The sequence below is a fragment of the Lysobacter sp. Soil_N_51 genome, assembly GCF_057655755.1.
The window spans coordinates 290,395-316,537 of sequence record NZ_JBDGLR010000007.1 but is presented as its reverse complement, the minus strand read 5'-3'; the positions used below and the strand labels follow the sequence as shown (position 1 = coordinate 316,537).

General features: G+C 65.8%; 21 protein-coding genes, 1 other RNA gene and 2 riboswitches. Of the genes, 7 read left to right on the top strand and 15 right to left on the bottom strand.

Annotated features, from left to right (window positions below; genetic code table 11):
- Positions 1-646 precede the first annotated feature (646 nt).
- Entirely contained in the window at positions 647-1,048 is a 402-nt protein-coding gene (fur, locus tag AC3A4T_RS15660) for a ferric iron uptake transcriptional regulator (RefSeq protein WP_056114872.1), read from the bottom strand.
- Between the two features lie 220 nt (positions 1,049-1,268).
- Between fur and AC3A4T_RS15655 the strand changes: the two genes are divergently transcribed.
- On the top strand, positions 1,269-1,670 hold the full coding sequence (locus tag AC3A4T_RS15655; RefSeq protein ID WP_046656499.1) for an outer membrane protein assembly factor BamE: 402 nt from the start codon (positions 1,269-1,271) through the stop codon (positions 1,668-1,670).
- A 133-nt stretch (positions 1,671-1,803) separates the two neighbouring features.
- Here AC3A4T_RS15655 and AC3A4T_RS15650 read toward each other — a convergent pair whose 3' ends face one another.
- Together AC3A4T_RS15650 and AC3A4T_RS15645 are read right to left on the bottom strand one after the other, a co-directional pair.
- A complete protein-coding gene (locus AC3A4T_RS15650) occupies positions 1,804-2,070 on the bottom strand; it encodes an RnfH family protein (RefSeq protein WP_487676196.1) in 267 nt (88 codons plus the stop codon).
- Positions 2,067-2,543: a type II toxin-antitoxin system RatA family toxin gene (locus AC3A4T_RS15645; RefSeq protein WP_487676195.1), complete on the bottom strand. Its 477-nt coding sequence runs from the start codon at positions 2,541-2,543 to the stop codon at positions 2,067-2,069. The genes AC3A4T_RS15650 and AC3A4T_RS15645 overlap by 4 nt, the downstream gene beginning before the upstream one ends.
- Before the next feature lie 181 nt (positions 2,544-2,724).
- Here AC3A4T_RS15645 and smpB point away from each other — a divergent pair, with 181 nt between their 5' ends.
- Entirely contained in the window at positions 2,725-3,237 is a 513-nt protein-coding gene (gene smpB / locus AC3A4T_RS15640) for an SsrA-binding protein SmpB (protein WP_036102986.1), read from the top strand.
- A gap of 577 nt (positions 3,238-3,814) precedes the next feature.
- Here the strand turns inward: smpB and AC3A4T_RS15635 are convergent.
- The 3 genes from AC3A4T_RS15635 to AC3A4T_RS15625 all read right to left on the bottom strand — a co-directional run bounded on the left by AC3A4T_RS15635 (position 3,815) and on the right by AC3A4T_RS15625 (position 6,898).
- On the bottom strand, positions 3,815-6,046 hold the full coding sequence (locus AC3A4T_RS15635; protein WP_487676194.1) for a CHASE domain-containing protein: 2,232 nt from the start codon (positions 6,044-6,046) through the stop codon (positions 3,815-3,817).
- A gap of 61 nt (positions 6,047-6,107) precedes the next feature.
- Complete coding sequence (locus AC3A4T_RS15630; protein WP_487676193.1) at positions 6,108-6,485, bottom strand: hypothetical protein; 378 nt, start codon at positions 6,483-6,485, stop codon at positions 6,108-6,110.
- Positions 6,485-6,898 carry a hypothetical protein gene (locus tag AC3A4T_RS15625; RefSeq protein WP_487676192.1) on the bottom strand — a complete coding sequence of 138 codons (414 nt, stop codon included), beginning with the start codon at positions 6,896-6,898 and terminating at the stop codon, positions 6,485-6,487. The genes AC3A4T_RS15630 and AC3A4T_RS15625 overlap by 1 nt, the downstream gene beginning before the upstream one ends.
- 187 nt (positions 6,899-7,085) lie before the next feature.
- Between AC3A4T_RS15625 and AC3A4T_RS15620 the strand changes: the two genes are divergently transcribed.
- Positions 7,086-7,457, top strand: coding sequence for a helix-turn-helix domain-containing protein (locus AC3A4T_RS15620; protein ID WP_031373591.1), 372 nt, complete (start codon positions 7,086-7,088; stop codon positions 7,455-7,457).
- Between the two features lie 245 nt (positions 7,458-7,702).
- Positions 7,703-8,056, top strand: a transfer-messenger RNA (tmRNA) gene (gene ssrA, locus AC3A4T_RS15615).
- A gap of 330 nt (positions 8,057-8,386) precedes the next feature.
- On the opposite strand, the gene AC3A4T_RS15610 is transcribed toward ssrA, so the two are convergent.
- Positions 8,387-9,484: a M35 family metalloendopeptidase gene (locus AC3A4T_RS15610; protein ID WP_487676191.1), complete on the bottom strand. Its 1,098-nt coding sequence runs from the start codon at positions 9,482-9,484 to the stop codon at positions 8,387-8,389.
- Between the two features lie 41 nt (positions 9,485-9,525).
- Complete coding sequence (locus tag AC3A4T_RS15605) at positions 9,526-10,890, bottom strand: S8 family peptidase (RefSeq protein ID WP_487676190.1); 1,365 nt, start codon at positions 10,888-10,890, stop codon at positions 9,526-9,528.
- Positions 10,891-11,233: 343 nt separating this feature from the next.
- Positions 11,234-11,317, top strand: a riboswitch (cyclic di-GMP riboswitch).
- Positions 11,318-11,359: 42 nt separating this feature from the next.
- Between AC3A4T_RS15605 and AC3A4T_RS15600 the strand changes: the two genes are divergently transcribed.
- The 3 genes from AC3A4T_RS15600 (at position 11,360) to AC3A4T_RS15590 (ending at position 18,006) form a co-directional block, all read left to right on the top strand.
- Entirely contained in the window at positions 11,360-13,831 is a 2,472-nt protein-coding gene (locus AC3A4T_RS15600; protein WP_487676189.1) for a hypothetical protein, read from the top strand.
- A 361-nt stretch (positions 13,832-14,192) separates the two neighbouring features.
- Positions 14,193-16,724 carry a TonB-dependent receptor plug domain-containing protein gene (locus AC3A4T_RS15595; RefSeq protein ID WP_487676188.1) on the top strand — a complete coding sequence of 844 codons (2,532 nt, stop codon included), beginning with the start codon at positions 14,193-14,195 and terminating at the stop codon, positions 16,722-16,724.
- A gap of 31 nt (positions 16,725-16,755) precedes the next feature.
- Positions 16,756-18,006: a cytochrome-c peroxidase gene (locus AC3A4T_RS15590; protein ID WP_487676187.1), complete on the top strand. Its 1,251-nt coding sequence runs from the start codon at positions 16,756-16,758 to the stop codon at positions 18,004-18,006.
- A 17-nt stretch (positions 18,007-18,023) separates the two neighbouring features.
- Here the strand turns inward: AC3A4T_RS15590 and AC3A4T_RS15585 are convergent, their stop codons facing one another.
- From AC3A4T_RS15585 to AC3A4T_RS15555, 7 genes are all read right to left on the bottom strand, one after another.
- On the bottom strand, positions 18,024-18,695 hold the full coding sequence (locus AC3A4T_RS15585) for an epoxyqueuosine reductase QueH (protein WP_487676186.1): 672 nt from the start codon (positions 18,693-18,695) through the stop codon (positions 18,024-18,026).
- On the bottom strand, positions 18,692-19,582 hold the full coding sequence (mmsB, locus tag AC3A4T_RS15580) for a 3-hydroxyisobutyrate dehydrogenase (protein ID WP_487676185.1): 891 nt from the start codon (positions 19,580-19,582) through the stop codon (positions 18,692-18,694). The genes AC3A4T_RS15585 and mmsB overlap by 4 nt, the downstream gene beginning before the upstream one ends.
- Positions 19,579-20,754 (bottom strand): enoyl-CoA hydratase/isomerase family protein, encoded by a 1,176-nt coding sequence (locus AC3A4T_RS15575; protein WP_487676184.1) that lies wholly within the window; start codon positions 20,752-20,754, stop codon positions 19,579-19,581. Before AC3A4T_RS15575 ends, mmsB begins: the two co-directional genes overlap by 4 nt.
- Entirely contained in the window at positions 20,751-21,545 is a 795-nt protein-coding gene (locus AC3A4T_RS15570; protein ID WP_487676183.1) for an enoyl-CoA hydratase, read from the bottom strand. The genes AC3A4T_RS15575 and AC3A4T_RS15570 overlap by 4 nt, the downstream gene beginning before the upstream one ends.
- Entirely contained in the window at positions 21,542-22,720 is a 1,179-nt protein-coding gene (locus AC3A4T_RS15565; protein ID WP_487676282.1) for an acyl-CoA dehydrogenase family protein, read from the bottom strand. The genes AC3A4T_RS15570 and AC3A4T_RS15565 overlap by 4 nt, the downstream gene beginning before the upstream one ends.
- Before the next feature lie 11 nt (positions 22,721-22,731).
- Complete coding sequence (locus AC3A4T_RS15560) at positions 22,732-24,246, bottom strand: CoA-acylating methylmalonate-semialdehyde dehydrogenase (RefSeq protein WP_487676281.1); 1,515 nt, start codon at positions 24,244-24,246, stop codon at positions 22,732-22,734.
- 149 nt (positions 24,247-24,395) lie between these two features.
- A riboswitch (cobalamin riboswitch) is annotated at positions 24,396-24,615 on the bottom strand.
- Positions 24,616-24,906: 291 nt separating this feature from the next.
- Positions 24,907-26,025 (bottom strand): hypothetical protein, encoded by a 1,119-nt coding sequence (locus AC3A4T_RS15555; RefSeq protein WP_487676182.1) that lies wholly within the window; start codon positions 26,023-26,025, stop codon positions 24,907-24,909.
- Between the last annotated feature and the right edge of the window lie 118 nt (positions 26,026-26,143).

Genomic DNA, 26,143 nt, shown 5'->3' with positions numbered 1-26,143 from the left:
CAGCCGAACATCCAGTGCCTTTCGTGCGAGAACGCCTGAAGTCACTGGATTCCCGCTTTCGCGGGAATGACGTTCTGGTGGGATGACGCTGAAGCCTCTGGATTCCCGCCTTCGCGGGAATGACGTTCTGGTTGGATGATGCTGAAGTCCCTGGATTCCCGCTTCCGCGGGAATGACGTTCTGGTGGGATGACGCTGAAGCCTCTGGATTCCCGCCTTCGCGGGAATGACGTCCTGGTGGGATGACGCTGAAGCCCCTGGATTCCCGCCTTCGCGGGAATGACGTTCTGGCGGGATGCCGCTGAAGCCTCTGGATCCCCGCCTTCACGGGGATGACAGGCCGGCTGGATCGCACTGAAGTCGAATCAACGACGGCGAATCAGATTCCGATTCGCGTCTCATGCCCCGCGCAATCGCAGCGCCCCACCCCACGCGCCCCACAAAAGCAAAGGCCCGCCATTGGCGGGCCTTCGTGCATTCCGATTTAAATCACGGCAACAGCAAACCACCAGCACCCGCGATCCGCTCCGGCTTCTGACCAATCCCGAATCTCGACCCCCGGCGTGCACCCAGCCCGAAACCCAACTCGCGAATTCCCGGTTTTACCAATCCCGAATCCCGAATCCCGAATCAAAAAATCCCGGCTCTCACCGCTTCTTGCGCACATACAGCACCAACGAATGCTCCTCGATCTCGTAACCATGCTTGGCCGCGATCTTGCTCTGCAATTCCTCGATTTCCGCGCTTTCGAACTCGATGATCTTGCCGCTTTCGATATCGACCATGTGATCGTGGTGATGGCCGCGATCGAGCTCGTACACCGACTGGCCGGCCTCGAAGTTGTGCTTGAGCACCAGGCCGGCCGACTCGAACTGGGTCAGCACGCGGTACACCGTGGCCAGGCCGATGTCCTCGCCTTTTTCCAGCAGCATCCGGTAGATGTCCTCGGCGGTCATGTGCCGCGGCTTGGCCTGCTCGAGCAGTTCCAGAATCCGCATGCGCGGATGGGTGACCTTGAGTCCGACGTTGCGCAGGTCCTGCGATTCCATGGGTACTTCCCTTGATCTGTGCGGCCCGGCGCGGGCCGGACCGGAGGTGTTGACCGGCTGGCCGTCGCCGCGAGGGCTGCGCACTGGGCGGACGGAGCGGGCGGGCCGGAATGGCGGATGAACGCGCGGGGGTGGCCGACGCGGCGATCCGCCCTTGGTGGGGTCTGGCTTCAGTGTATCATCGGCCCCGTTGCCTTCGACTGCCGCAGACCCTCATACGATGCGTAAGCTCCTGCTCGTTCTCTCGATCTCCCTGCTCACCGCCGGCTGCGGCATCATCTACAAGCAGCCGATCTACCAGGGCAATCTGCTCGAGAAGACCGCCGTCGACCAGCTCCAGACCGGCATGAGCAAGCAGCAGGTGCAGGTGCTGATCGGCACGCCGTCGATCGAAGACCCGTTCCATCAAAACCGCTGGGACTACACCTCGACCCAGCGCGTCGACCGCCTCGGCACCACCCAGCGCAAGAACCTGACCCTGTGGTTCGAAAACGACGCCCTGACCAAGTGGGAAGGCGACTACTTCCCCGAGCAGGACGAACAGATCGCCAAGGCCTCGGTCAAGCAGTTCGGCCGTAATCTGGCCCGCGACAAGGAAAAGGACAAGCGCCGCCGGCGCTGATCCTGGCGGCGCGGCGGCCTGCCGCGCCCTGATCCGGTTCACTCATCGATTCAGCGATCGCGTCCGAACGCACGCACGCACGGCGAACGGCGTGTCCGTTCGGCCGCGTCGCCATGGTTGTTCGCAGCCCTGCCTATTTCTTCAGCGGCCGATCGGCCGCGCGACGCCTGCGTGCGTCCTTGGGATCGACCTGCAACGGCCGCAGCAACTCGACCCGGTCGCCGTCGCGCAACGGCGTGTCGGCGACGGCTTTGACACCGAACACCGCGTAACCGCTGATCTGCGCGTCGTCCTGCCAGCCCGCCGCGGCGATCGCGTCGCCCAGCACCGCGCCCTCGGCCAGTTCCAGCGTCAGCGCTTCGAACCGTTGCGGCCAGGCGCGGACGACCTCGACTTTCACGCCGACGCCGTGCCGTCGGCCGGGGTCGCGGTCGGCACCGCCGGTTCCGCGCCGCGATCGGCGACGCGGACGAAGTCGTCGACCATGCGGTCGGCCAGGCTCTGGAACCCCACCGCCATCGCCGGCCCGAGCAGCTTGATCGCCGGTTCGAATTCCAGGGTCAGGGTGACCTTGCAGGCCGACTCGTCGAGCGCATGGAATTCCCAGCGCCCGCCGAGCTTGCGGAACGGCCCGTCGACCAGTTTCAGCTCGATATGGTGCGGCGGCGACAAAGTGTTGTGGGTGGTGAACCAGGTCCGCAGCGCGCCCAGGCCCAGGTCCAGACGCGCGACCATGTGGGCCTCGTCGGCCTCCAGCACCTGCGCCTGCTCGCACCAGTCGAAGCGGCGCGGATACGCGGCGACATCGTTGACCAGCGCGAACATGCGCGCGGCGGAGTGTTCGACCAGGGCGGAACGGCGGATCGTAGGCATGTGGCTATCGCAATTGGGGCCGCGGTGGGGAATTCAAGCCAAGGGTCGCGGCGTGTCGCGCGGGAGTTCCGGCAGGTCCGAGCCTGGGGTTTTTCGCGTTTCAGCTTCGGATCGGGCATCGCATTCGAGCAATAGTCCCGGGTGGCTACTCAAACCGCCTTCGGATCGTGGACAATCACTCATGGCTAAAAATACGAACAACAAGGCCGGCAAGGATAAAGGAAAGGGCGCCGCCGGCGGCACCATCGCGCTGCACAAGCGCGCCCGCCACGAGTACCACCTCGAAGAACGCTTCGAGGCCGGCCTGGCCCTGCAGGGCTGGGAGCTCAAGTCCATCCGCGCCGGACGCGCGAACATCACCGAAAGCTACGCGGTCGTGCTGCGTGGCGAAATCTTCCTGATCGGCTCGCAGATGACCCCGCTGATCTCGGCCTCGACCCACGTCGTCGCCGAGGAACGCCGCAGCCGCAAGCTGCTGCTGCACAAACGCGAGATCGACAACCTGATCGGCCGCGTGCAGCGCGACGGCTACACCCTGGTGCCGACCGCGCTGTACTGGAAAGGCAACAAGGTCAAGGTCGAGATCGCGCTGGCGAAGGGCAAGCAGGACCACGACAAGCGCGAAGCCAGCAAGGATCGCGATTGGGCGCGGCAGAAGCAGCAGGTGATGCGGCGGCATAATCGCAACGCTTGATTGGTTCGGGATTCGGGATTCGGGATTCGGGATTCGGGATTCGGGAATCGGGATTCGGGAATCGGGATTCGGGAATCGGGAATCGGGAATCGGGAATCGGGAATCGGGAAGGCTAGATCAGGCCATCCGAAGCAACACCGCTACCGGCCACAACGCATCTCCCCTACCGTCATTCCCGCGAACGCGGGCTCCGCTTTACTTCGGCGTAGCCGAACATCCAGTGCCTTTCGTGCGAGAACGCCTGAAGTCGCTGGATTCCCGCGTTCGCGGGAATGACGTTCTGGAAGGATGGCGCTGAAGTCGCTGGATCCCCGCCTTCGCGGGAATGACGTTTTGGAAGGATGGCGCTGAAGTCTCTGGATCCCCGCCTTCGCGGGAATGACGTTCTGGAAGGATGGCGCTGAAGTCGCTGGATTCCCGCGTTCGCGGGGATGACGATCTGGAAGGGTGACGCTGAAGTCTCTGGATCCCCGCCTTCGCGGGGATGACGAGCAAGCCGGTCACACCTCGCCTCAACTCGCCCTACCCCACTGACCTCGCGCTGCCCGACTCATAAATGCCTCTCACGCATGCCCCCTCAAGCATGCCCACCCTCACGCGGCAGCGTGAAATAGAACGTCGCCCCCTCGCCTTCGCGACCCTCGGCGCGGATCGTCCCGCCATGGCGTTCGACGATGCGCTTGACCGAGGCCAGGCCGATGCCGTGCCCGGCGTAATCCTCGACGCTGTGCAGTCGCTGGAATGGCCGGAACAACTTGTCGACATACGCCTGAGGAAAGCCGGTGCCGTTGTCGCGCACGAAGAATTCGCGGCCGCCGCCGGGCGCTTCGGTGGTGCCGAACTCGATCAGCCCCGGGCTGCGATCGCGGGTGAACTTCCACGCGTTGCCGAGCAGGTTGCCCAATAGATTCCTCAACAACGGCGCATCGCCGATCACCTGCAGGCCCGGTTCGATCCGCGCCTCGACCTCGCGTTGCGCATCGCCCATGCGCAACTCCTCGATCAACTCGTTGGCGACGCGGCTCAGGTCGACGCTCTCGTGCTTGAGCTCGCTGCGGGTCACCCGCGACATCTTCAACAACGCGTCGATCAAGTCGCCCATGCGCGCGGCGGCCTTGCGCACCCGCGCCAGATAGCCACTGCCCGATTCGTCGAGACGATCGGCGTACTTCTCGCCGAGAATTCGGCTGAAACCGTCGATCGCGCGCAGCGGCGCGCGCAGATCGTGGGAGACGCTGTAGGCGAACGCCTCCAGTTCCTGATTGGCCTGGCTGAGTTCGCGCGTGCGCAACGCGACGCGCGCCTCCAGGGTGCGGTTGAGCGCATGCACGCGCGCTTCCGCGCGCAGCCGCTCGGTCACGTCCTCGACCTGGACCAGGCCGGTGATGTCCTGGCCGACCTTGCCCGGCACCGGCGAATAAGTCAGCTGGACCTGCCGCGCGACGCCGTGCTGGCGACGCAATCGGCGGGTCGCGCGCAGCACGCCGTCTTCGTCGCTGCTGGCGCGACCGTGCGCCGGCGCCTCGCCGTCCTCGTCCTCCAACAAGGTGTCGAAACGCTGATCGAGCAGGCTCGGCAAGGCCACGCCGACGATCGCCGCCAACGCCGGATTGGCGTCGACGATGCGGCCCTCGCTGTCGAGCAGCGCCTTGCCGATCGCCGAATACTGCATGGCGCTGCGGAAACGGGTTTCGCTGCGGCGGAAATCCTCGGTCATGCGCGAGGCGATCTGGCGCGCGCGCGATTCGGTATGCGCCAGCACCAGGGCGATGCCGTACAACAGCAAGGAGGTGAAAATGCCCAGCGCGAACAGATTGCGCAGGCCCTGCATGCGCGGCGCGGCCTCCTCGATCGGCGGCGATTCGTACTCGATCCGCCAGGTGCGCCCGTACACGTCGAACGTCGCCTTGTGCACGAACGCGGCCGGCTCGATGGGTTGCGGACCGGGCGTGCGGAACAGCAGGGTGTCGCGCCCGGCGCTTTCGTCGTAGATGCGAAAGCGCATGTCGCGCTGCGCCTTGCCAAGCGAGGTCTCGACGAACTTCTCCATCCGGAACGGCACGTACACCCAGCCCTGCATCTCGGCGCGACGCAGGCTCGGACTGAGCGGACGGCCACCGCCGAGGTAGACCGGCAGCACCAGGATCATGCCGGTGCTGCTCACGCCCTCGTGCTTGTCCTGCAGCAACTCGATCTTGCCCGACAAGCGCGCCTGGCCCGATTCCAGCGCCGCCTCCATCGCCGCGTGCCGGGTGGCATCGAAGAACATGTCGTAGCCGACCGCCTCGACATTGGCCGACGACTTGGGCTCGAGGTACAGGATCGGCCCGTAGATCTCGCGCTGACCAGACGGCCGCACCGTCAGCAGGCCGTAGCCGGCATCGCGCCATTCGTTCTGCAACTGCACCAGCAGGCGCTGCGGCACGTAGCCGGTGAAACCCAGGCCGAGGGTCGCCGGAAACCGGCGCTGCAGGTTCATGCCCTCGACATAGGCTTTCCACTGCGCCGCGGTCGGCCGCTGCACCGAGGCGAACAGCGACACGCCGCCGCGCGCGACCAGTTCGTAGTTGACCAGGCGCTGCTGGATCAGCTCGGTGACCTGCACGGTCTGGGCGACGAACTCGGCCTGGGCCGAACGCTGCTCGCGATCGCGCGCGATCCGCCACGCGGTCAGCACCAGCACCAGGGCGACGATGAACACGATGAAGGCGAGCAGATAGCCGCGACGCGGGGTCAGCCCGGATAAGTCGGAATAGGCTGCCGGGTCGTGCGGCGGCGCGGCGCGTGCGCCCGGATCGTTCGTCGTCATGGGCGCAGCATACAAGGCGCGTCGTGCCAGTCACGTCGACAGTGCCGCTTCATTGCCGTGGCTACGGCGACGCGGGCGGATCGCGCGGCGCGGACTCGCGCGCGAGCTCATCCAGCATCAGCCGGTTGATGCACTCCAGATGATCCATCGCCAGGCGCCGGCACAGCCGCGGCCAATGCTGTTGCTGCCGGACCGGATAACCGCGTCGGGCCAGCTCGTACAGATAGCAGTCCATCTCGTCGGCCAGCGCCAGCAAGGCCATGCCGTTGCGATCGGCGCGCCGCGCCATCGCTTCGCGGCTCGGGCGCGGCCGCAGGCAGTACAAGACCCATGCCATCAGCACCGCCAGCGCCAGCATCGAAGCGGCCAGCAGCAAATACGGCCACGGCGAGTCGGGGTCCGGCCACAGGTTCGCCAGCGCCGCGCCCAGCCCGGCCATCACCAGCCACCGCGGGTCAATGCCAGCAACTCGGCCGCCTTGACCTTGAAGCGGCAAGCCTGGGCCATCAGCAACGCGCGCTGGCGCGTGGACACATAACCGCGGCTGCGCATGCGCCGCAGCATCGCGGTCGAGATGCCCGCCGCCTCGGCCGCCGCGCGCGCGGTCGGGAAACAGGCGATGTAGCGTTCGATCGGATTGGGCCGGCGCGGCAGCAGCGGATCGGGGTTCGATCCGGCGCCCGGCGGCGAGGCCCCGGAGCGGCCGGATCGATCCGATCCACCACCGCCATTCGGCGAATCCGTCTCGGCGGCGGCGCGGATTGCGGCCGATGTTGCAGGACGCGAACCCGGTCCCAGATTCGTCCGACCATCCGGCCGGGTATTGCCTATCAATCGATTGGGTCGATCCATAACCTCTCCATCGGGCATCCATGCCCGAAAAAAATACCATTCGAAATTGCTCTTTTCAACCAGCAAAAAGAGTGATCTTTTTGCAAGGGGGTACGCAACAATGAGTTGCGCTATCCTCGCCCCGGCAGACGGTCGGGGACGAGCGGCCGCCCACGTTTCAGCCCTGCAGGATGCTCCGGCGAGACCTATGACCAACGCTCCCCATCAAGAATTCGCCAATCGGCTGCACCAGGCGCTCGACTTCTCCGGATTCGCCAAAGGCCGAGCCCGCACCGGTGCCCTATCCGCCTACTACGACGTCAGCCGCGAGACCGCTCGCAAATGGCTGGTCGGCCTGGCGCTGCCGGAACTCGAACGCATGCTGCAGATCGCGGTGCAGCAGCACGTGAGCTTCGAATGGCTGGCCACCGGCCGCGGCACGATCGAAGGCAAATCGCTGTCGGTGCGCGAAAACGCGGCCAAATACAGCGATCCCGACGAACTGCGGCTGATGGGCCTGATGCGCAAGCTGTCGCGCAAGAAGCGTCGCGCGCTGATCGAACTGCTCGACGGCAACTGAGGTTTTCGGGTTTGCACGCGCGTCGTGCCGGCGGAGCCGGCGACGCTTCGGGCGAGTACGCGCCGCGCGCGCGCTCATGCCATCGGATGCAAGCGCGACACGCGGGCAGACGCACTCGGCGAACGCCCTTGCGCGCCACTCGCGGCATCGTCCCGACTGAATCGGTCACCGCGGCGAACACACGCAGCGCTTGAGAACGCGCCGCCAGGCCCTATACTGAACCTGTCAGCGAAACAGCTGTCCCCGGGGGTGCACTGGCTTCGACGGGGGTCGCGAAATCGCCTGGTGCATGCCGAGGGGGTAGCTTTCCTCGTTAATCCAGCTGCAAAACTCTAGTTGCCAACGACGACAACTACGCTCTCGCCGCTTAAGGCGTAAGCCTCGAAACTGCTTGTGTCCGTGCTCGCAGCGTAGAGTCATTATCACGGAATCGTCGGGAGCGGCTGCCTGTCAGCGCCCGGTTAACCTCTAACAGGCTGGTTCCTGGATGCGCTTCGCGCACCGTGCTGTTCGGGAACGAGATCTAACGGAGCGCTAAGCATGTAGTACCGGGGATGGAGTGCCTTCGGACGGGGGTTCGATTCCCCCCACCTCCACCATCTCAACAGATCAGGCTGAAGTTCCCAATCAGGACTTCGGCCTTTTTTGTGTCCGCAGCGGCGCCGAAGGATCTTGCAACCCGATTTCTGCTGGCAGCAACAATGGCGATAACTCATCCGCCAAAACAATCACCGCCATGCCGCGCGCCCTACTCGCCCATAGATTGTCGTAGCGCATCGACAGGAACCGCCGCCGCGCCCTATCCAACGCGGATGGGCGAGCTTGGCGCCGAAGGCTTGGCTCAGCGACGCTCGCCGTACCTGCGCTTGGCCCGCGCGCAGGCCGATGCGAAAAGGCCCCGGTCACCCGGGGCCTTCCCACCAACTCGCTCAGTTCTGCGAAGGCGTGTTCTCGGCGAAATACTCGTGACTGTCGGCGTTGTTCAAAGCGCTGGCCGGGTCGCTGATGGCCAGGCTCTTGGCGCCGGACTGGCCATAGACGTGATCGTCGGTGCCGGCCACCGCGGTGAAGTGGCTGGTCTCGTGGATCAAGGTGCCGGCCTTGGAGTCGGTGCCGGTCAGCGGCGCGGTCCAGAATGCCTTGCAGACGTAGATCTCGTACGGCTGGTTCGGATAGACGTAGGCGTAGTACTTCTGGTTGCAACCGCAGTTGACCGTGATCTCGCCGTTGCTCTGGTCCAGCGCCGCGTCGATGGCGACGAAGTGCTGGCTGGCGGTGGCGTAGCGCGAGGAGGTGTAGGAACCGAACCAGGTCGTGTAACGCGGGCCGACCGTGCCGGCGTTGAGATAGCCCTTGGCGTTTTCGGCGTAGCCGCGCGCGGCGTTGACTGCGCTGCCGATGCTGTCGATCTGGGTCGCGCTGCAACTCTTGTACGACACGCCGCCCACGACCGAACCGCCGCCACCGCCGGGCTTGCCCTGGACGCCGACGTTGGCGCCCTTGCCCGCCACCCACAGGCTCAACGGCGCGCTCTTGGCGACCTGCGGCAAACCGTTCTTCTGGTTCAACGCGCTGCCGTCGGACAAGGACGCGAACTGCAGCGCCGAATCCATCGCGATGACGTACTGGCCGCCGCGGCTGAAATCGTAGGCCTTCGACAAGTCGACGACGCTGCGCAGGGTTTCGCCGGCGCGCAGGATCACGAAATCCTCGGCCTGCGGCAGGCCGCGTTTGATCATCGGGCCTTGATAGGCCACCGTCGCGCCGTCGCGGCTGATCTGGAACAGCTTGGATTCGACCAGATTCGACGGCAGCTGCCACTTGGGCACGCGCGCGGTGTGGCGGCTGGTGTTGGTCACCGTGACTTCGACCTGGCCCTGGAAACCGCCGGCCGGATCGGCCACGGCCATCAGGCCCACGCGCAGCGGGCTGACCCGGTCGGCCGGCGGCGCCGCGGTGACCGAGGCGATCGCGCCGGCCAGCAGCACGCCGCCCGCGATCGTCGGCATCAAAACGAGTTTCTTCATCGTGTTCACCTCGAAATTCGATAACAGTCCGTTGCCTGCGCTCAGAAGCCGGCGGCGTTGAGGCGGCCGCCGCTGACGGTCTTGCCGCTCAACGAAGGGGTCGCGATCGCCGAACTCATAATCGCGCTCTTGATGTCGGCCGCGGTCGCGCCCGGATGCGAGGACGCGTACAGCGCGACCGCGCCGGTGACGTGCGGCGTCGCCATCGAGGTGCCGTTGTAACTGGCATAGCTCGGCACGACCTGACCTTTCGAGGACACCGGCACCGTCGACCAGATTCCGTAGCCCGGCGCGCCGATGTCGATGGTGGTCGAGCCGTAGCTGTAGATCTGCGAACCGTCGGACCGCAGCGCGGTGACCGAAAGCACGTTCGGGTTCGGATACTCGGCCGGATAGCAGTCCGAGGTCTCGCAGTTCACGCCCGCGTTGCCGGCGGCGACCACGAACAGGATGCCGGCGGTGTTGGCGCGGCCGATCGCGTCCTGCAACGCCTGCGAGAACGGACCGCCGCCCCAGGAGTTGTTGGTTGCGACGATGTTCAGGCCGTGACGCGACTTGAGATCGTTGAAGTAGTCGATCGCCTTGACCGCGTCGGCGGTGCTGCCGCCGCGCCGTCCGAGGAACTTGCCGCTGATCAGCTTGACCCCGCTCCAGCACACGCCGGCCACGCCCTGGCCGTTGCCGCCGGCGCCGGCGATGGTGCCCGCGACGTGGGTGCCGTGATCGTCGCCCGCCCCATCGAAGACCTGATTGTCGTTGCCTTCGAAATCCCAGCCGTGCACGTCGTCGATGTAGCCGTTGCCGTCGTTGTCGACGCCGTCGACCGGATCGTAGGGATTGGTCCACGCGTTCGCGGCCAGATCCGGATGCGAGTACATGTAGCCTTCGTCGATGATCCCGACCACGACGTTGCTGCAGTCGGTGTGGCCGCCGGCCCAGGCGACCGCGGCCTGCGAGCCGTACTGATTGGCCGGGGTCGAGCCCGAGCCGTACATGCCCCACAGCGAACCGTTGGTGTAGTAGGTGTCGTTGGACGCGGCCTGATGCTGGTACTGCCAGTTCGGCTCGGCGTATTCGACGCTCGGATCCTTGCTGAGTTCGTACACCGTCGCCGCCAGATCGCGGCCGGCCGGCACCCGCATCAGCGCCAGTTCGCCGCGCTTGCCATTGCCGCCGCGCAGGGTTTCGATTTTCTGCAGGCCGAAGGCCTGGCGCGCCGAGGATTGCTGCACGGCGCTGGTGCCGTCGCGGTACTTGACCAGCAATTCGCCGGCCTGGTGGGCGCGACCGGCCTTGAGCCCGGCCAGCGCCAGATCGGGGCGGCCGCCGGCGAAAGCGGTGGACGAAACACCGAGCGCGGACACGACCGCGCCACACAGCAAAGCGATACGGAACGATGACTTCATTGGCTGGTACCTTGAGGTATTGGCTGGCGACCGGGTCTGGTCGCCGCATGACTCTATTTGCCAAATCCGTCACAAACATGCTGCATCGCGGCATTTGCTGAATTGCATTAATAGCGGGTCAGCCGCGTGAACGGGTTCACATTTCACGATTCAGCGCGCCGGTCACGAACACCCGACCCGGCTGTTTACCGGGTCCGCGACTGTTTCGTTCTTGAAACATCGACAACCCACGGGCCGAGCGTATATTCGCCCCGTCGGATGCCGTGTTCACCACCGCATGGACCATGACGGCTCCGCCGACCACGCGTATTGGGGAAAAAAGCACCTACGCTGAATCACCAGGACTCGAAAAAGGCACACCCGGCGAGAGCCGGCGTCGCAAAGCCTCCGGGTACCGGCTCCACGCCGGCACGGCCGAGCTACCGAGCGCATCGAACGGGCGACCACGCCCCGCTCATGGAGTTCTGACATGTCCACTCAACGACGTTGGCGACCGCTGCTGGCAGCGGCGCTGCTGCTCGCCTGCTCCGCGGCCGGGGCGGCCTCGGTACAACCGACCACCTATCCAGGCAACTTCACCAGTTGCGACGACCTGCCCGGCGTCGCCACCTGGGGCGGCCTGGGCTATAGCACCGGCGGCGCGCCGGTCAACGGCCAGAGTTACAACCTGGGCGTCGCCGGCCAGAGCATCACCTTCAACTACACGCCGTCCTCGCAGAACCAGTACATCGGCTTCAGCGCGACCATGCCGATGGACTACATCGTGGTCAAAGGCGGCAATGCCTACAACGTGTTCCATTACGTTCCAGGGTCGTCCAGCGACATCAACCTGTATTCGCCCGACAACGGCAGCGGCGAACCCGCCGGCGTCAGCCATGTCGCCTTCTGCTTCGTGCCCAAGCCCACCGGCGAGAAGACCGCCGACGCGAGCTGGCAGCGCTACAGCGACTGGAGCATCGACAAACGCGTAGTGCCCGAACAGATCACCATGTTCGACGGCGACAGCCACCAGGTCGAATACACCGTGACCGCCACCCCGCTCACCCGCGGGCTGTATCGCATCGCCGGCACGATCACGGTCAAGGACCCGTTCGATTTCGGTTGGAAAGCCACCGCGGTGGTCGACACCCTGCAGTTCGGCAACGCGCCGAATCAGTTCATCGCGCAGTGGACCTCGCAGGGCGGCGACACCGATACCCTGGATTGCGCCAAGCCGGCGCCTAACGCGCAGAAGATCATCCTCAACTGCAGTTACGCGTTCGATCTGAGCAGCCTGAGCTATCCGTTCCTGGCGAGCGCGAGCGGCGGCGTCAACGCCGCGGGCATCACCGCGCAACTGCAAGGCGGCGCGCAAAGCTACACCTTCGCGGCCTCGGCGGGCTTCTCGATCCCGGCCAATCCGGCGCAGAGCTACGGCGACAGCTTCGCCATCGACGACTCCATGCTGGCCAACGCCATCGACCACAGCTTCACACTCGGCGACGGTCCGTACGTGTGGACCTATCCGCGCGCGCAGCCGTTCGTGTGCGGCGCCGATCAGGGCTCGCACGGCAACACCGCCACCGGCACCTGGAGCACCGGCGCGAACAGCCACGCCAGCGCCAGCGATTCGGCCAACGTCAACGTGGCGTGCCGCACGGTCTCGATATCCAAGACCGCGCAGACCCGCTACGAGCGCGACTACGGCTGGACGCCGGACAAGCACATCGTGGTCTCGCCGGCTGACGCCAAGGTCACCGCCATGCAGGGCTGCCTGCCCGATCCGATCGCCAGCGGCGATTACGCGGGCAATTACCTGTGCGACGACGTCGATGTCACCCTGAACACCGGCGGCAGTTACGAGACCGTGTACCGGCTCGCCGCGACCCGCGCGATCGAATCGGAGAGCGGCTTCGCCGTGTCCGGCGACATCCAGATCGGATGGCCGGCCGACGTGACTCCGCTGTTCAGTCCGTCCGCGCCCAGCGACACCCTGCACTTCGCCGGCGGAACGACCCAATCGGTCGCCCCGGCCTGCGACGCGCAAGGCGCCACCTCGCTGCATTGCAGCTACCAGGCCGCGTTGAGCGGCAAGCTGGACGGCTACAACGAAGCGATCATCCAGCGCGTGAAGCAGTGCTACGACGCCAACGGCAACGCCAGCGATTGCGGACTGCAGGCCTACACCTCCAATCAGGCCGCGTTGTCCTACGGCGAGCCGAACGTGGAGACCGACCGCTGCGTGCTGCTGACCGATCTGTTCAACGGCACCGCCGGGCTCAACTTCGGCACCGGCTTCGGCTGGACGGTGCAGCCGCTGTTGTGCGGCAGCTTCGCCCAGTTCGTGACCGGCGACGTCGACCCCGATCCAGGCATCGTCCGCAGTGTCGACGTGCTCGCTTCGTGGCTGCCTCCGAGCCAGACCGGCGCGGGCAATACCTGCCAGTTCATGGTGCCCAACCTGCTCACCCTGGCGACCGACAACGGCGCCGACAAGAGCGACGAGGCGGTGCTGAGCGTGCGCGTGCCGCAACTGTGCGCGAGCGCGGGCTGCACCTACACCCAGGGCTACTGGAAGACGCACTCCAAGTACGGCCCCGCGCCTTACGACGCGACCTGGGCGAAGATCGGCGAAGACACGCTGTTCTTCAGTTCCGGCCAGACGTGGCACGCGGTGTTCTGGACTCCGCCGAAGGGCGGCAACGCTTACTTCATCCTGGCGCACCAATACATGGCGGCGCGGTTGAATATGGAAGCGGGCGCGAGTGCTCCGTCGCAGGTCAGCAGCGCGATCGCGCAGGCGACCGCGTGGTTCACCGGACGCAGCAGCGCGGCGCCGAAGGGACCTGCGCGCGATACCGCGATCAATCTGGCCGGCATCCTCGCTGCGTACAACGAAGGCAGCACCGGTCCGGGTCATTGCTCGGTTTCGCCGTCCACCCTGGCCAAGGCAACGCAATGAAAGCGAAAACGCGGTAAGTCCTGCCCAGACCCCGGCATGTCCGGGGTCTGGTTGGACGCGGCGACACGCTCTGTTCGAGTGAAGCTCTCACTCGTGTCGGCCGGAGCCGCGATCGTCGATCGCAATCCCGCGCCCGGATGCGTGTCTTCCCGTTTCCGCGCGGCAATGCGACTGATGCGATGGATGCGTCACGCGCACTCGATCGCAGTCGGCGCTCGCCATATCTCGCCACGCCTCGCCCGGTTGACTCGTTCAGCTCCAATTGAGACGATAATCACAGCGAGCATCAGGGGTCCGTCAGAGTTCTCACGCCAGCGAATCGGCCTTCGACCGAAAGCCGAATCATCCTTCGTGAGAACTTATGAATCGTCTGACCCTGGCCATCGGCCTGGCGCTGTCGGCTGGCCCGCTGTGCGCGAACGAGGCGCCGGCCGCCACACAAACACCCGCCTCCGCGCCCTCTCCTTCCGTCTACACCTACGATCCGGTCAAGGTGATCGGGCAACGCCTGTTCCCGTATCAGGAAGGCCTGGTGCTGGACCGCGCGTACATCGACGAACAGATCCGCGGCAACGGCGACATCGGCAGCCTGCTGCGGATCAATCCGAACGTGCAGTTCGACGAGACCTCGCGCACTTCGCGCAACATGGGCGAGATCCGCCCGGCCGACATCAGCATCAACGGCGGTTTGTACTACCAGAACTCGTTCCTGCTCGACGGCGCCAGTTTCAACAACGACCTCGATCCGGTCGGCCCGCCCTCGCCGGCGAGTATCCAGGACGTGCCCAGCCATACCCAGGGCATCGCGCTCGACACCAGCCTGATCGGCACGCTCACCGTCTACGACAGCAACGTGCCGGCGGCCTACGGCGGCTTCAACGGCGGCGTGGTCGAGGCCGAAAGCCGCAAGGCGCGCGATGCGTTTTCCGGCAGCGTGGCGCTGCGCATGGCGCGTTCGGCCTGGAACGAGGCGCATATCGCCGAACCGGCGCTCGGCGATTTCGAACAGTCGGCGACCGAAGCGCAGCAGCCGAACTACGACAAGTACGAACTGCGCGCGACGCTCGAGGGTCGTAGCAAGAACGGCCTGGGCCTGATCGGCAACATCGTGCGCACGCGCTCGGTGATTCCGCTGCGCGGTTACACCTCCGGGCGCAGCAGCGCGAGCGACGACAACGAGAAGGAGCAGGTGCGCGAAAACACCAGCGCCAGCCTGCGCGCGGACTGGAGCAACGGCGAAGGATTGGAACTCGGCGCCAGCGTGACTTACGCGCCGACCGACGAGCGTTATTTCATCATCAACGCCAAGAACGGCTTCTACGACCTAAAACAAGGCGGCCCGGTCACCAGCTTCCGCATCAACTGGCAGCGCGGCGCCTGGACCTGGCGCAATTCGCTCAGCTACAGCCAGCTCGACAGCTCGCGCCGCAGCGAGGTCGATTACTGGAAATCCTGGGCGCGCTCCAGCGAGATGGACTGGGGCGTGACCACGCTCAGCGGCGAAGGCAGTTGGGGCAATATCGACCAGAGCGATCGCAGCATCGGCTACAAGCTGAGCCTGGAACGCGACACGCTGCGCTGGGGCCGCAGCGAACATCGCCTGCAATACGGTCTGGAATACCGCGATCGCAAGGCCGAGTACCACCGCCTCAACGATCACTACAGCTGGCTCGACCCGCTTGCGACCAACACCTGCACCGATCGCCTCGGCGTGGTCGACAGCAACGGCTGCTCGCTGTCGCCGGTGCTGGCGACCGGCAACGGCGTGGTTAAGGGACGCGGCCAGTACTTCAGTCGCCGCGCGATCTATCGCGAAGGCTACTTCGGCGCGAGCAACCGCGAATGGAGCGTGTTCGCCCAGGACGACGTACGCCTTGGCCGCTGGAGCCTGCGTCCGGGCGTGCGCGTCGACGGCGACAGCTTGATGGGCAAGACCACGGTCGCACCGCGACTGGCGATGTCCTGGGATGCGTTCGGCGACCGCGACACCTTGTTCACCGCCGGCCTCAATCGCTATTACGGCCGCAGTTTCTTCAGCTACAAACTGCGCGAAGGCCGCGAGGGCCTGCAACTGGAACAACGCCGCACCGGCAATCTGATCTGGACCGACGTGCGTCAATACCCGACCAATTACCGCTTCGACCAGTTGCGCATTCCTTACAGCGACGAGGTGTCGGCGGGCATCAACCAGCGCTGGGCCGGGCTGGATCTCAACCTGAAGTACGTGCGCCGCGAGAACCGCGACGAAGTGCTGCGCGAATCGATTCCGAGCCTGGACACCAGCGGCCAGTACGCGACCCGGATCAGCCGCTACACCAATCGCGGCCAAAGCCGCAGCCAGACCTATACGCTCAGCGTCGGCCCGTCGACGCCGCTGCGCTGGGCCGGCAGCCTCACCAATGCGCAACTGGCGTTCGATTACACCGACGTGCGCCGCAACTACAACGACTACGAGAGCGCCTACAGCGACGCCTTCGACGACAACGTGCGCTACGACGGCAAGATCATGCGCCGCTGGGACATCCCGGCGCGCGCCTTCAACCGGCCGTGGACCGCGCGTCTGGCCACGCAGACCCGGTTGCCCGAAGCCGGCCTGTTGTGGAGCAATTTCCTGCGTTATCGCGGCGGGTACCGCGGGCTGCGCGAGTTGGGTCGTGAGGTCTACAACGGCGAATCGATCGCGGTGATCGAGGAGATCGCGTATCCGAAAAGCTGGACCTGGGACAGCAGCGTCGAATGGAGCCTGGACCTGCCGCATCGCCAGCAAACCTATGCGCGCGTCGAGGTGCAGAACCTGACCAACCGCGCCAACCTGATCAGCAGCACCAGCGCGACCGCGACGTATTACGAACCCGGCCGTTCGTATTGGCTGGAACTGGGGTATCGGTTCTGAGCATGCTTGCGATGAACGACGGGGATCGGTCATGCGCGTGTTGATGCGCTCGGTATTGCGTTGCGCGGGCACGTTGCGCGTATCGACTGCGAGGCTGCGGTTGCGCTTCGTCGCCACGGCCGCGCCGTGGCTGCTTGGCGCGGGCGCGGTAAGCGCGATGGCATGGGTGAGTGCGAGTTCGGCGCAAGACGTCGGCGACGACACGATGCGTGGTGCCGACTCGCCCAGCCTGGCGCAATGCCGCGAACGCATCGCGGTCAGCAGCGTGCAGATCGATCGCGAATGCCTGCGTCGCGTCTACCGCCTGCCGATCGAACAATGGCCGCGGCCGCAGCTCGAACCCGGCGCGCTGTGGTCTGAATTCGCGCCGTTGCCGAAAGCCGCGCCCTACCCGGCCGACAATCCTCCGAGCGTGGAAAAACTCGCGCTCGGGCGCCGGCTGTTCGAAGACCCGCGCTTGTCGGGTTCCGGCCAGATCGCCTGCGCGAGCTGCCACGATCGCGAACAGGGCTGGGGCGACGGTCGCAGCGTGCCGTTCGGCCACGATCGCCAGAGCGGGCGGCGCAATGCGATCTCGCTGGCGACGAGCGGGCTGTCGCAGCCGCTGTTCTGGGACGGCCGCGCGCAGACCCTGGAAGCGCAGGCGCTGCATCCGATCGCCGATCCGCGCGAAATGGCGGCCAAGCCGTCGCTGGTGTTGAAGCGTCTGCGCCGCGACGGCGACTACCCGAAGGCGTTCGCGGCCGCATTCGGCTCATCGCGCATCGACATGGACCAAGTGAGCAAGGCGCTGGCCGTGTTTCAACGCAGTCTGCTGCCGCGCGCCAACCGCTTCGACCGGTTCCTGGAGGGCCGCCGCGATCTGCTCGACGATCGCCAACTGTGGGGCTTGCACCTGTTCCGCACCCGCGCCGGCTGCATGAACTGCCACAGCGGCGCGAGCCTGAGCGATCAGTCGTTCCACAACCTCGGCCTGCATTTCTACGGCCGAAAACTGCAGGACCTGGGCCGTTACGAAGTCACCGGCCTGGCCGCCGATGCCGGCAAGTTCAAGACGCCGTCGCTGCGCAACGTGGCCAAGACCGGGCCGTGGATGCACAACGGCCGTTTCGCCAATCTGCGCGGGGTCATGAATCTGTACAACGCCGGCATGCCGAGGCCGAAGCCGACCACGGCGCAGATCGGCGACCCGCAGTTTCCGCAACCTGATCCACTGCTCAAGCCGCTGGACCTGCATCGCGCCGAGCTCGATGCGATCGTGGCCTATCTGGAAACGCTATAACGCGTGCGGCGAAGCCCTTACGTGGCTTCGGACCCGCCGCCGCCGTCTTCGCCGTAGAACATCACCCCGAGCTTGATCCGCTCGCGACCCTGCGCCTTGCGATGGCGGTTGGTGTCGCGCAGCGAATACACGCAGCCGCAGTATTCCTGCTGATAGAACTGCTCGCGCTTGCTGATCTCGATCATGCGCTGGCTGCCGCCTTGCTTGCGCCAGTTGTAGTCCCAGTAGCTCAGCTGCGGGTACGGCGCGACCGCGCGGCGGCCGGAGTCGTTGATCTGCTGCATGTTCTTCCATCGCGAAATGCCCAGCGAGGTGGTCATCACCGCAAAGCCATGCTCGTGCGCGTACAGCGCGCTGCGTTCGAAGCGCATGTCGAAGCACATGGTGCAGCGAATGCCGCGCTCGGGCTCGTTCTCCATGCCCTTGGCGCGGGCGAACCAATTGTCGGTGTCGTAATCGGCATCGACGAAGGGCACGCCGTGTTTCTGCGCGAAACGGATGTTTTCCTCTTTGCGCAGTTCGTATTCCTTCACCGGCTGGATGTTCGGGTTGTAGAAGAACACCGTGTAGTCGATCTGCGATTCGACGAAGGCCTCCATCAACTCGCCCGAACACGGCGCGCAGCACGAATGCAGCAGCAGCTTGCCGCCCTCGCCCGGCAGGCTCAGGCGCTCGCGCTGGCCGCTCATGCGGCCGGCGCCACCAGCTTGACCACGCTGGAGAAATCCAGGCCGCCGTGGCCGGCGCGACTGTTCATCGCGTATAGATTGCGCGCCAGTTCGCCCAGCGGAATCGAAGCGCCGACGCCCATCGCGGCTTCGGCCGCCAGGCCGAGGTCCTTAAGCATCAGGTCGTTGCCGAAACCGCCGCTGTAGCCGCGCGATGCCGGAGCATTTTCGAGGACTCCTGGCCACGGGTTACACACTTCGGTCGCCCAACTGCGGCTGGTGCTGACCGCCATCATCTGCGACAACACTTTCGGGTCGAGGCCGTGCGCGACGCCCAGCGCGAGTGCTTCGCCGGTCACCGCCATGATCACGCCGAGCGCCATGTTGTTGCACAGCTTGGCGACCTGGCCGGCGCCGTTCGCGCCGACGTGGAAGATGTTCTTGCCCATCGCCTGCAGAATCGGGCGCGCGCGTTCCAGCGCATCGGCGTCGCCGCCGACGATGAAGGTCAAGCTGCCGGCCGCCGCACCCGCGGTGCCGCCGGACACCGGCGCGTCGATCATCGCCACGCCCCGCTGCGCCGCGGCGGCCGCAACTTTCTGCGCGGTGGCCGGCGCGATGGTGCTGCAATCGATGACCAACGCGCCCGGTTCGATCGCGGCGAGAATGCCGGCGTCGCCGAGGTACAAGCCTTCGACATGCCGGCTCGCCGGCAGCATCGAGATCACGATCTGCGCGCCGGCCACGGCGGCCGCTGCGCTGGCGGCCGCATGCGCGCCCGCGGCCACCGCACTGCCGACCGCGGCGACGCTCAGGTCGAACACCTGCAATGCGTGACCGGCCTTGAGCAGGTTCGCGGCCATCGGGCCGCCCATGTTGCCAAGACCGATGAAAGCGATGGTGGTCATGCCGGATTCTCCACACTGCGTTCGAGATCGGTCAGCGGATGCGCGTCGTGCGGCCACGGCGCGACGAAGAACGGCGCGGCCCAGGCCGACGAGGCGTCGGCCAACGTGGCCGGGTTCCACTTCGGATTGCGGTCCTTGTCGATCAGCAAGGCGCGGATGCCTTCGGCGAAATCGCCGTGCGCGGCGCAGTGCAGCGACACCAGGTATTCGAGCCGGAACGTGTCGGCCAACGACAATGTCGCCGCGCGCCGTTGCAGTTCGTAACCCAGTCGCGCCGAGCCCGGCGCGCCCGCGGCCAAGGTCTTGCGCGCGGTCTGCAACCAAGCGTCGTCGCTGTCGATTGCGTCGATGCGCGCGACGATCGTGTCCAGATCTTCGGCGTCGCACATCCGCGCGATCGACTCCGCGTGCTGTTGCAGCGGCCCATCTGGACCGGGCTGAGCCTGCATCCGCAGCAGCGCAGTCAACAGTTCGCGATCCTGCGCCCCATCGCCGCTCCATTGTGTCGCTGCCAAGGCCGCGAACACGGTGTCGTATCGCTCTTGCGGCACATAGCGATCGGCCAATCCCGCGAAAATAGCATCGCCCGCATTCAACGGCGCGCCGGTCAGGGCGAGGAACAGACCGCTGCGCGCGGGCGCGCGCCGCAGCAACCAACTGCCGCCGACATCCGGATACAGGCCGACGGTGATCTCCGGAAACGCCAATCGCGAACGTTCGCTGACGACGCGATGGCTGGCGCCGGCCATCAGGCCGATGCCGCCGCCCATGACGATGCCGTGGCCCCAGCACAACACCGGCTTGGGATAGCTGTGGATGCGGTAGTCGAGGCGGTATTCGGTGGCGAAGAACGCCGTGGCCTGGGTGTTGTCTCGGATATCGCCGCTACCCGTGGCCTGATACTCGCGCATACCGCGGTACAGGCCGTGCAGATCGCCGCCGGCGCAGAAGGCTTTCTCGCCCGCGCCCTGCAGCACGACCAATGCGATCGCGTCGTCGCGCGCCCACGCCGCCAGCTGCGCATCGAGCAACTGCGCCATTTCCAGCGAAAGCCCGTTGAGCGTGGCCGGCGCGTTGAGCGTCGCGATGCCGATCTGCTTGCCGCCGGCTGCGTCGCGTTGTTCGAACAGTACCGGCGCAAACGCCGGGGTTTCGAGAATCGAAGCGTTCATGCGTTCTTCCATTGCGGCGCGCGCTTTTCCAGGAACGCGGCCACGCCTTCGACCTGATCGGCGCTGTCGAACAGGTCGACGAAAGCTTCGCGTTCGCTGACCAGCGCGGTCGCATGCGATTGTGAACGCGTGGCCTGCACCAGCGCCTTGCACGCGGCCACGCTGGTCGGGCTCTGCTTCTCGGCCGCCTTGGCCCAGGCCAATGCGCGTGCTTTCGATTCGTCCTTACCGACGACTTCCTCGACCAGACCGATGCGCAACGCGGTCGCGGCGTCGACGCGCTCACCGAGCAGCATCATCCGCTTGGCCCAGCCTTCGCCGACCAGGCGCGCCAAATTCTGGGTGCCGCCCGCGCACGGCAGCAGGCCGACGGTCGCTTCCGGCAAGGCCAGCTGCGCCTGTTCCTCGACGATGCGCAGATCGCAGGCCAACGCGCATTCCAGGCCGCCGCCCATCGCATAGCCGTTGATCGCCGCGATCGACACGCCACGAAACGCGCTGAGGGTTTCGAAGGCTTCGCCGAAACGCCGCGCCGCGTCGCGCGCCAGCGCCTTGTCGCCGCTGGCGAACTGCTTGAGATCGGCGCCGGCGGAAAAGAACTTCTCGCCTTCGCCGGTGATTACCAGCGCGTACACGTCGCGCTGCGCATCGAGGTCGCGGACCAGGTCGCGCAAGGCCGCGAGGCTGTCGCGGGTCCAGGTGTTGGCCGGCGGGTTGCTCAGGGTGACCACGGCGGTGTGGCCGTCGATCTCCAGCTTCAACCCGGTGTAGGACTTCTCGGCAAGACTCATCGCAATTCCTCGTCGGTGTTCAGCAGATGGCGCGCGATGATCACGCGCATGATTTCGTTGGTGCCTTCCAGGATCTGATGCACCCGGCAGTCGCGCAGCAGACGTTCGATCGGGTATTCGCGGATGTAGCCGTAACCGCCGTGGATCTGCAGCGCTTCGTTGCAGATCGCGAACCCGGCATCGGTGGCGAAGCGCTTGGCCATCGCGCACCACACGGTGGCGTCGTGGCTGCCCGCGTCGACCTTGCGCGCGGCGGTATGCACCATCTGCCGCGAGGCGATCAGTTGCGTGGCCATGTCGGCGAGCTTGAACTGCAAGGCCTGGAACTCGGAGAGTTTCTTGCCGAACTGGCGACGCTCGCCCATGTAGCGCCGCGCCGCGTCGAGCGCGCCCTGAGCCGCGCCGAGCGAACAACTGGCGATGTTCAAACGCCCGCCGTCCAGGCCTTTCATCGCGATCTTGAAACCGTCGCCTTCGCGACCGAGCAGATTACGCGCCGGCACCCGCACGTCGACGAACGTGATGCCGCGGGTGGGCTGGCTGTTCCAGCCCATCTTCTCTTCCTTGCGCCCGTAAGTGATACCGACGCTGTCAGCGGCGACCGCGAAAGCGCTGATGCCGCGCGCGCCCTCGCCGCCGGTGCGCGCCATCACCACCAGCACGTCGGTCGCGCCGGCGCCGGAAATAAACGCCTTCGCGCCGTTGAGCACGTAATGATCGCCATCGCGGACCGCGCGCGTCTTCAACGACGCCGCGTCCGATCCGGCGCCCGGTTCGGTCAGGCAATACGACGCCAGACGCTGGCCGCTGGCCAGCGATGCGCCCCATTCGCCGCGCACCGCGTCGTTGGCGTGCGCGGTCAACATCCACGTCGCCATGTTGTGGATGCTGATGAACGCCGCGGTCGACGGATCGACCGCGGCGAGTTCTTCGAACACGATCGCCGCGTCCAGTCGGGTCAGGCCCGAGCCGCCGGCGGCTTCATCCACGTACAACCCGCAGAAACCCAGTTCGCCGGCCAGCGCGATCGCTTCGCGCGGAAACACGCACTGCGCATCCCAATGCGCGGCGTGCGGCGCGAGTTGCGCGAGCGCGAAATCGCGCGCCGCGTCGCGATAGGCAGCCTGTTCTTCGCTCAGTCCGGTCGGCGCGGCCGCGGTGGCCTGCCAGTGCATGACCGCGGCCATCACTTGAGACTGATCGTGGTGTTGACGCCGTGGCCCTGGGTCTCGTCGTCGAACCAGCGCGCGGTGACGGTCTTGGTCTGGGTGTAGAACATCACCGCCTGCTTGCCGTACGGCCCCAGGTCGCCGAGCTTGGACGCGCGCGAACCGGTGAACGAGAACAGCGGCACCGGCACCGGAATCGGCAGGTTGATGCCGACCTGGCCGATGTCGATCTCTTCCTGGAACTTGCGCGCCGCCGCGCCTGACTGAGTAAAGATCGCGGTGCCGTTGCCGTTGGGATTGGCGTTGACCAGCGCGATCGCGTCGTCGAGCGTGTCGGCTTCGAGGATCACCAGCACCGGGCCGAAGATTTCCTCGTCGTAGATGCGCATGCCCGGCTTGACCCCGGAAAACACGGTCGGGCCGATGAAATTGCCTTGTTCGTAACCCGGCACCGACGGCTTGCGTCCGTCGAGTTCCAACCTCGCGCCCTGCTCCACGCCCGACGCGATCAAGGCTTCGACGCGTTCGCGCGCGGCGCAGGAAATCACCGGACCGACATCGGTGCCCGGCTCGGTGCCGGCATTGACCTTGAGCGTTTTGGCCTTGGCGACCAGGTCGGCGACCCAGTGCTTCGCCTCGCCCACCAACACCGCGGTCGATGCGGCCATGCAGCGCTGCCCGGCCGCGCCGAACGCGGCGCCGGCCATGGCGTTGAGGGTCTGTTCCTTGTTCGCGTCGGGCAGAACGACGGCGTGATTCTTCGCGCCCATCATGCACTGCACGCGCTTGCCGGCCAGCGAGGAACGCTGATAGACATGGGTGCCGACCTTGGTCGAACCGACGAACGATACCGCGCGGATATCCGCGTCATCGCAGATCGCGTTGACCACGTCTTCGCCGCCGTGGACGACGTTGAGCACGCCCTTCGGAATGCCGGCCTGCAGCGCCAGTTCGACCAGGCGCATGGTCACCAGCGGGTCCTGCTCGGACGGCTTGAGCACGAAGGTGTTGCCGGTGGCGATCGCCATCGGGAACATCCACAGCGGAATCATCGCCGGGAAATTGAACGGCGTGATGCCGGCGCAGACGCCTAGCGGTTGCAACAAGGTGTAAGTGTCGACGCCGCCGGCGACGTTGTTGGCCAGTTCGCCCAGTTGCAGGTTGCCGATCGCGGCGGCGTGTTCGACCACTTCCAGGCCGCGGAACACATCGCCTTCGGCGTCGGGCAAGGTCTTGCCTTGTTCGGCGGTCAGGATCGCGGCGAGTTCGCTCATGTGCTCGCGGATCAACTGCTGGTATTTGAGGAAGATGCGCGCGCGCGTGCCGATCGCGGTCTTGCGCCAGCTCTTGAACGCTTGCGCGGCCGAGGCGACCGCGGCGTCGACTTCCTCGCGCGTGGCCATCGGCACGCGCGCCAGCACGACCTGAGTGGCCGGGTTGACGACGTCGCGCCATTGAGTGGTGGTGGATTCGACGAATTCGCCGTCGATCAGAAGCTTGACCGTCGCGACCTCGGTCGCAACGCGATGCATTTCGTTCATGCTCGTTCTCCGTAACGCACACCCGCGGATAAGCGGATGTCGCGCAGACGCAAGACGAGACAAGGCGAGGCAACGGCGAACGCAGGCCGACTGCATCAGCTCGTCCGGTTGCCCGCCGCAACATCCGAGGAGGACATCGCATGCGATGTCCGCCACGGGCCGGTCTCCGGGCTTGCGAGCGATGCCATTGCATCACCCCGACACCTTCCCGCGCGAACGCAGTGGTGAAACGTCGGGTTTTCTCGCATACCGTTGCGGGGGCAGCGCCGGCCTTGGACGATCCCGTCCGCACCGGCTTCCCGTTTCACCCTGCGCGCCGGTATGGCTTGGCGGCAGGACACCTGTGGCGTGCGCAGTGTAGTGCCGGGGTACGGCGCGGACAAGCTGCGGGGGCGTATGTGGAGGTTGGGTGGTCTGGCGCGCTGTTCGCTCAATCGGGTCATGTCGCAAGGACGAACCAACGCGACTTCAACGTTATCTTCCAGAACGTCATTCCCGCGAACGCGGGCTCCGCTTTACTTCGGCGAAACCGAACATCCAGAGACTTAAAACGTCCTCGCACGAAAGTCGCTGGATTCCCGCCTTCGCGGGAATGACGTTCTTGAAAGAGCGTCAATGAGTTCTGTGGATGTGACTTCGAGAAAACGCGCACTACTTCGCACAATCCGAAAGTTGCTTATCCGCATACCACACCGCCCGACGCGCCTGGTCGTAGGCCATATCCGCCGTGCGCGGCAACAGCTGTTCGATCTGGATCGGATCGCCGCCGCGCGCCGCGGCATATTCGGCGCGTTGCAGGTCGGCCAAGTGAATCAGCACCGGCGCCACCAACGCCTTCAATCGCTGTCGGTTGCAGCCCGCGGCACTCGCTTCCAGTTCGCCGACCCACTTGCGCACGCGCCGGCTGGCTTCGCCCTGCAGGCCGGGCGCTTTCTCGAACGCGATCGGCGCGGCCTTGTAGGCATCGCCAGTGGCTTCGCTGCCCAGGTCGGAGGGTCGCTCGTGCAAGGCGGGATTGAAACGGACCGGCGGCGGTGGTCGCGCGCGCACTTCCTGCACCTGTTTGCGATGCGGCAGTTTGGCGATCACCCGCTTCAGGCCTGTCTTGAGTCTCTTGGTCGCCACCTCGCCGAGGGTGCCGTCGCTTTCCCACTCGCCGCCGAAACTGCTGCCTTCCTCGGGTGCGATCGGATTGCGACGTTCCAAGAGCGCCTGCATCTGTTTCACACCACGATCGTTCGCGCCACCCGGCGGGTCGCCGTCGGGCTTGCGCATCGGATCCACGGCGACGCCCGCGGGCAACATGATCTGTCCGTCGGCTGCGTACAGCCGGCTGGTGGTCGGCGGTGTGGTTGGATTCGTCGCCGGTCGGATCGGCACGTCGGGTAGCCGCTCGTTGCGAGGAGGAGCGGAACTCGGAGAGGTTGCCGCGTCAAGGGGAACGCTTCGCGTTGGTTGCGTCGGCGGCACGATCGACATCGGTTGCGACGGCGACGGCTGCGCATCGACGACGGCGCGTTCGATATAGATCACGTCCAGCGCCGGCGCGGTCGACGGCAGTTCGGGCATCCGGAACAGCAGCCAGCCGCTGAGCAGGCAAAACGCGATGGCGATCGACGCGGCGGCGACATGGACGAAGAAGTCCTGCGGAAGCGCTGCCTTCTTCATTCGTCCTTCGCCGTCGGCGGATTTGATGGATGCATTTGATGGATGCATGGATGCGTCATTGCGAATGCGGGTACACCGTGCCCGCCGCGATGCGAAACGCAACGCGGACCAGCAGGTTTTCTATCGGTTGACGCTCCGCACACGCACACGACGGGACTTGCGACCGATACGGACATGACGATGGCTGCGCGCGCACGGCATCATCGATCGCATCCGATCA